The sequence below is a fragment of the Saccharomonospora iraqiensis subsp. paurometabolica YIM 90007 genome (assembly GCF_000231035.2).
Taxonomy (GTDB): Bacteria; Actinomycetota; Actinomycetes; order Mycobacteriales; family Pseudonocardiaceae; genus Saccharomonospora; species Saccharomonospora paurometabolica.
Genome location: NZ_KI912233.1, coordinates 2,451 through 7,498, shown reverse-complemented (window position 1 = coordinate 7,498; position 5,048 = coordinate 2,451). Strand labels below are relative to the sequence as shown.

The following is a 5,048-nucleotide window of genomic DNA, read 5'->3' as shown; positions in this document are numbered from 1 at the left end:
GTCGTTCGGGCCCCTCGGCCCACTCGGCGTGGAACTGGCCGCGCACCCGGTCCAGCCACGCGGGGACGGCGGCCACCGCCGGGTCCCGCAGCCGTTCGAGGAGTTCGGGGTCGTCGAGGGCGTTCTCGGTGCCCGTGGCGACCACCTGCCGCTCCAGCCGCAGCCGGGCCAGGTCGGCCTCGGCCGCCTCGCGGCGGTGCCGCGCCGCGCCGAGCACCAGCCCGATCCGGTCGCGGAGGGTGTCGAGCGCCTGCGTGACCCGGGCGCGGCGCTGCGCGTTCCTGCGTCGCACGCCTACACCCTCGAACGGTAGTGGTCGATCATCTGCCCCGCCCCGTCGATCCGCGCGCGGTTCGCGTCGAGCTGTTCGACCGCCCGCGCGAGCTCGTCCGGCAGCCACGGGTCGGGCCGGGCCTGGGCCTCGGTGACCACCCGCCGGTAGTCCTCCAGGAGTTCGCGGGCGGTGGCGCTGTGTGCACGGACGTCGTCGAGAGCGCCGAGCACCTCGCCGAGCGCGTGCCGTAGTTGTTCCGCTGACATGGGACCTCCCGACGCTTCACCGACGTGCGGTCACCGGCCGCGACCGGGCCGGCCGGGTTCACAGCCGGGCCGAGTAGTTCTCGGCGGAGGTGATGCACGCCCGGATGGTGGTCTGAGTGCCGTTGATCCCCTGCAACGCCTCGGCGAGCATCCCGTGCGTCTGGTTGACCTCCTCCTGAGTGCTGCCGGAGGTGGCCTGGGCCAGCGACTGTTGGGCTTCCTCGAGGGACTGGGCGGCCTGCTGCAGGGCGGCGATGCTGGCGGAAGCCTTCTCGTTCGCGAGGGCGATCCCCGCGCGAATCTCCTCCACACCGGGCATGGGTCGGGCTCCTTGAGGAAGTCGGGTCTGACGACGACCAACCTACCGTGATCGATCAGCAGCACACAGCAGGTAGGTGGGGGAATCGATCAGTCACCGTGTGCGCACCCCACCGGGTATCGAAGGTTCAGCATCCGCTGTACTATTCAGCCCATGTGGACCTGTGAGACGCGCGGCACCGCGCTCGCCCGGCTCGGGCGGGCGCTGGCCGACCCCACCCGCTGCCGCATCCTCACCGCCCTGCTCGACGGCGTGCACTACCCGGGCGCCCTGGCCGAACAGCTCGGCCTGAGCCGGTCGAACGTGTCGAACCACCTGGCCTGCCTGCGTGGCTGCGGACTCGTGGCCGCCACCTACGAGGGCCGCCGCGTCCGCTACGACCTCGCCGACCCGCACCTGGCCCGCGCGCTGGGGGAGCTGTCGGAGATGGTGCTGGCCGTCGACACCGACCAGCCGTGCCTGAACGACTCTCCGGTGACGGCGGAACCGGACATCGGCGGGTCGCGCACGACCGAGGAGGTGGTCCCGTGAGCCACCAGCCCGACGACACCGGACATCCGGCTTCGGCCCCGGTGGACGACTGCTGCGCGGGAGCGGACGGAGCCTGCGATGCGGGCCGGGAGGCGTCGGCCCACCCGCCGGAGGCCCTGCTGTCCGGGCAACGGCGCGCGGTCCTGACCCGCCGGGTGCGGCTGCTGGTCGCCGCCACGATCACCTACAACATCGTGGAGGCCGTTGTCGCGATCTCGGCGGGCGCGCTGGCCAACTCGACCGCACTCATCGGCTTCGGCCTGGACTCGACGATCGAGGTCGCCTCCGCCACGGCCGTGGCCTGGCAGTTCTCCGGCGCCGACCCCGAGGCGCGGGAACGGACGGCGCTGAAGGTGATCGCCGTGTCGTTCTTCGCGCTGGCCGCCTATGTCGGGGTGGAGTCGGTGCGCGGCCTCTTCGGTGCCGCCGAGGCGGAGCACTCGACGGTGGGCATCGTGCTCGCCGCGGTGTCGCTGGCGGTCATGCCCGCGTTGTCGCTGACCCAGCGCCACGTCGGCAGGCAGCTCGGCTCGGCCAGTGCCGTGGCGGACTCCAAGCAGACGCTGCTGTGCAGCTACCTCTCCGGCGTGCTGCTGGTGGGCCTGCTGGCGAACAGCCTGCTCGGCTGGGCCTGGGCCGACCCGATCGCCGCCCTGGTCATCGCCGCCGTCGCCGTCCGCGAGGGCCGCGAAGCCTGGCGCGGCGAACACTGCTGCTGACTCCCCGCACACGCGGAAGGCGGCCCCGACTCGCTCCCCCACGCCCGCGAGTCGCCGCCCCAGGACCGCGGGTTGCCGCCCCAGGCCCGCGAGTTGCCGCCCCAGGACCGCGAGTTGCCGTTCCCGAACCGCGAGTCGACGCTTCACGTCCGCGCGTCGGCCGGTAGGGAGTACCGCCGTTCGTGTGCGGGTGGGTGACGGCTCTATCGCGTCCCGCCGTCGGCGTTGAGTCGTAGGCAAGGAGCAGCGACTCGCGGGCCTGGAGTGGCGACTCGCGGCCTTGGAGCGTCAACTCGCGGGCAGTGAATGGCGACTCGCCGGGGTGGGGTTTCCCCGCGCGCGGGTGGCCAGGTCAGACGGGTGGGTGGTGCAGGGGTCGCCTGCCCTCGCCGTCGCACCAGCGGCACGCCCGCATCGTCAGTACCGCGCGGCCGATGCCGTCGAGCACGGCGAGCTTGGGATCGGCGACCTGCCCGTCGTCGTCGCCCATGCCGGACCTCCCATGAGCTCCCCGCTACCGCCGCAGGTTCGGCAGTCTACGGTCCCGGACCCGGTCCGGCCCTTCGCTCGCCTGTCCGCCGTGCTCACACGACGAAACGCCGGGCACCCGTGGGTACCCGGCGTTCCGGTGAGCGGAGGATACGGGATTCGAACCCGTGAGGGCTGTTAACCCAACACGATTTCCAATCGTGCGCCTTAGGCCGCTCGGCCAATCCTCCGCGCAACAGCGTATCAGCCGGGTCCGCACGGTCCGACAACCGCCCGGCCGGTGGCGCTGCGCTGCGCGGACGGGCTGGCGGGAGGGCGGCGCCGGTCCCGGCGCGGCCGGGTTAACCGGGCGTGACCTCGGGTATCTGCCGGGGACGTGCCGCGCCGGACCGGCGCGGCGGTCTGTGGAACGCGCCGAGGGAAGAGGTGGCCGATGTCCGTGGCGACCGTCGATCGCGAGATGCTCACCGAGCTGGGGCAGCAACTGCGGGTGGACGCGGTGCGCGCGGCCGACTTCGCCGGGTCGGGGCATCCGACGTCGTCGATGTCGGCGGCCGACCTGATGGCCGTACTGCTCGCCGGGCACCTGCGGTACGACTTCGAGGCGGCGCAGAACCCCGCCAACGATCACCTGATCTTCTCCAAGGGGCACGCCTCGGTGCTGCTGTACGCGATGTACGTCGCGGCCGGGGCGATCTCCGAGGACGAACTGCGCTGGTACCGCTCGTCTGGCAGCCGGCTGGAGGGGCACCCCACCCCCGCGCTGCCGTGGGTGGACGTGGCCACCGGCTCGCTGGGGCAGGGGCTGCCGATCGGGGTCGGTGTCGCGCTCGCCGGGCGCAGGCTCGAACACCGGGACTACCGGACGTGGGTGCTCTGCGGGGACAGCGAACTCGCCGAGGGGTCGATGTGGGAGGCCTTCGAGCACGCCGGGTACGAGCGGCTGGACAACCTCACCGCGATCGTCGACGTGAACCGGCTCGGCCAGCGCGGGCCCACCCGGCACGGGTGGGACACCGGCGCCTACGCCCGCCGCATCGGCGCGTTCGGCTGGCACACCATCGAGATCGACGGGCACGACGTCGAGCAGATCGACCGTGCCTACGCTGAGGCCGCCGGATCCGACCGGCCCACCGCCATCCTCGCCCGCACGCACAAGGGACGCGGCGTGTCGGCGGTGGACGACACCGAGGGGCAGCACGGCAAGGCGCTGCCGAACGCGGACGAGGCGATCGCCGAGCTGGGCGGGCGGCGGTCGATCCGGGTGGACGTCACCGCGCCCGAGTACGAGCGGCCCGCGCCGCCCCGGCTGCACACGCTGTCGATCCCGACGTACTCGCCGGGTGCGGAGGTGGCCACCCGCACCGCGTTCGGCGAGACACTGACCGCGCTGGGGCGGGTGCGGTCGGACATCGTGGTGCTCGACGGCGAGGTCAGCGACTCCACCCGCACGGGGTACTTCGCGAAGGAACACCCCGACCGGTTCTTCGAGTGCTACATCGCCGAGCAGCAGATGATCGCCGCAGCGGTGGGGCTGCAGGTGCGGGGCTGGGTGCCGTACGCGGCGACGTTCGCGGCGTTCCTCAGCCGGGCGTACGACTTCGTGCGGATGGCGTCCATCAGTGGGGCGGACCTGTGTCTGATGGGCTCGCACGCGGGGGTGTCGATCGGGCCGGACGGGCCGTCGCAGATGGGGTTGGAGGACCTGGCGTTCTTCCGTGCGGTGTGGCGCAGCACGGTGCTCTACCCGTGTGACGGCAACCAGACCGCGCACCTGACCGCGGCGATGGCCGAGCACTCCGGCATCCGGTACCTGCGCACCACCCGCCCGGACCTGCCGGTGCTGTACGGGCCGGAGGAGAGCTTCCCGATCGGCGGCAGCAAGGTGCTGCGCTCGTCGTCGTCCGACGAGGTGACGCTGGTCGGCGCGGGGATCACCGTGCACGAGGCGCTGACCGCGGCCGACCAGCTCGCCGACGCGGGGATCCGGGCGCGGGTGATCGATCTGTACTCGGTCAAGCCCGTGGACATCGCCACCCTGCACGAGGCGGCCGCCGACACCGGCCGCGTCGTCACGGTCGAGGACCACTGGCCGCAGGGCGGGCTGGGGGACGCCGTGCTGGACGCGTTCACGTCGGCGACCACGATGCCGAAGGTCACCAAGCTCGGTGTGCTGGCGATGCCGGGCTCGACCGGCGCCGCCGAGCAGCTCCAGCACGCGGGCATCGACTCCTCGGCCATCGTCGACGCCGCCCGCACCCTCCTCGGCCGCTGACCCCCGCGCTTCCTCGCCCGGAGGGGGTTGCGGGTGTTGCCGTGAAGGACCCCTTGCCTGCGTTGAGTGCCGTGAAGGACTCCTTCCCCGCATGTGACGCAGGGAAGGAGTCCTTCACGGCACACGCCGGGGGCGCGGTCAGCGGCCCCGGCGTGTGCGGCGGGATGTGCGGCCG

General features: G+C 72.7%; 6 protein-coding genes, 1 tRNA gene and 1 pseudogene. 3 read left to right on the top strand and 5 right to left on the bottom strand.

What is annotated here, in order from left to right:
* The 3 genes and pseudogenes from SACPADRAFT_RS32705 to SACPADRAFT_RS0211305 all read right to left on the bottom strand — a co-directional run.
* Positions 1-292: pseudogene (locus SACPADRAFT_RS32705) on the bottom strand (FtsK/SpoIIIE domain-containing protein); the annotation flags it as partial.
* A 2-nt stretch (positions 293-294) separates the two neighbouring features.
* Entirely contained in the window at positions 295-540 is a 246-nt protein-coding gene (locus SACPADRAFT_RS27030; protein WP_007026455.1) for a hypothetical protein, read from the bottom strand.
* A 58-nt stretch (positions 541-598) separates the two neighbouring features.
* On the bottom strand, positions 599-859 hold the full coding sequence (locus SACPADRAFT_RS0211305; protein ID WP_007026456.1) for a hypothetical protein: 261 nt from the start codon (positions 857-859) through the stop codon (positions 599-601).
* A 153-nt stretch (positions 860-1,012) separates the two neighbouring features.
* Between SACPADRAFT_RS0211305 and cmtR the strand changes: the two genes are divergently transcribed.
* Complete coding sequence (gene cmtR / locus SACPADRAFT_RS0211300; protein WP_007026457.1) at positions 1,013-1,390, top strand: Cd(II)/Pb(II)-sensing metalloregulatory transcriptional regulator CmtR; 378 nt, start codon at positions 1,013-1,015, stop codon at positions 1,388-1,390.
* Positions 1,387-2,109 (top strand): cation efflux transmembrane domain-containing protein, encoded by a 723-nt coding sequence (locus tag SACPADRAFT_RS0211295; protein ID WP_007026458.1) that lies wholly within the window; start codon positions 1,387-1,389, stop codon positions 2,107-2,109. Before cmtR ends, SACPADRAFT_RS0211295 begins: the two co-directional genes overlap by 4 nt.
* A 352-nt stretch (positions 2,110-2,461) precedes the next feature.
* Here the strand turns inward: SACPADRAFT_RS0211295 and SACPADRAFT_RS32700 are convergent, their stop codons facing one another.
* Both SACPADRAFT_RS32700 and SACPADRAFT_RS0211285 read right to left on the bottom strand, forming a co-directional pair.
* Positions 2,462-2,599, bottom strand: a complete 138-nt coding sequence (locus tag SACPADRAFT_RS32700) for a hypothetical protein (protein ID WP_007026459.1) — start codon at positions 2,597-2,599, stop codon at positions 2,462-2,464.
* Between the two features lie 143 nt (positions 2,600-2,742).
* A tRNA-Ser gene (locus SACPADRAFT_RS0211285) sits at positions 2,743-2,828 on the bottom strand.
* Positions 2,829-3,031: 203 nt separating this feature from the next.
* On the opposite strand from SACPADRAFT_RS0211285, the gene SACPADRAFT_RS0211280 reads away from it, so the two are divergent.
* Positions 3,032-4,873 (top strand): transketolase, encoded by a 1,842-nt coding sequence (locus SACPADRAFT_RS0211280; RefSeq protein WP_007026460.1) that lies wholly within the window; start codon positions 3,032-3,034, stop codon positions 4,871-4,873.
* Positions 4,874-5,048 lie beyond the last annotated feature (175 nt).

Excerpts from the sequence above, each read along its gene's own strand:
- cmtR (WP_007026457.1), top strand. The coding sequence starts at position 1,013 with ATGTGGACCTGTGAGACGCGCGGCACCGCGCTCGCCCGGCTCGGGCGG.
- SACPADRAFT_RS32700 (WP_007026459.1), bottom strand. The coding sequence starts at position 2,599 with ATGGGCGACGACGACGGGCAGGTCGCCGATCCCAAGCTCGCCGTGCTC.
- SACPADRAFT_RS27030 (WP_007026455.1), bottom strand. The coding sequence starts at position 540 with ATGTCAGCGGAACAACTACGGCACGCGCTCGGCGAGGTGCTCGGCGCT.
- SACPADRAFT_RS0211280 (WP_007026460.1), top strand. The coding sequence starts at position 3,032 with ATGTCCGTGGCGACCGTCGATCGCGAGATGCTCACCGAGCTGGGGCAG.
- SACPADRAFT_RS0211305 (WP_007026456.1), bottom strand. The coding sequence starts at position 859 with ATGCCCGGTGTGGAGGAGATTCGCGCGGGGATCGCCCTCGCGAACGAG.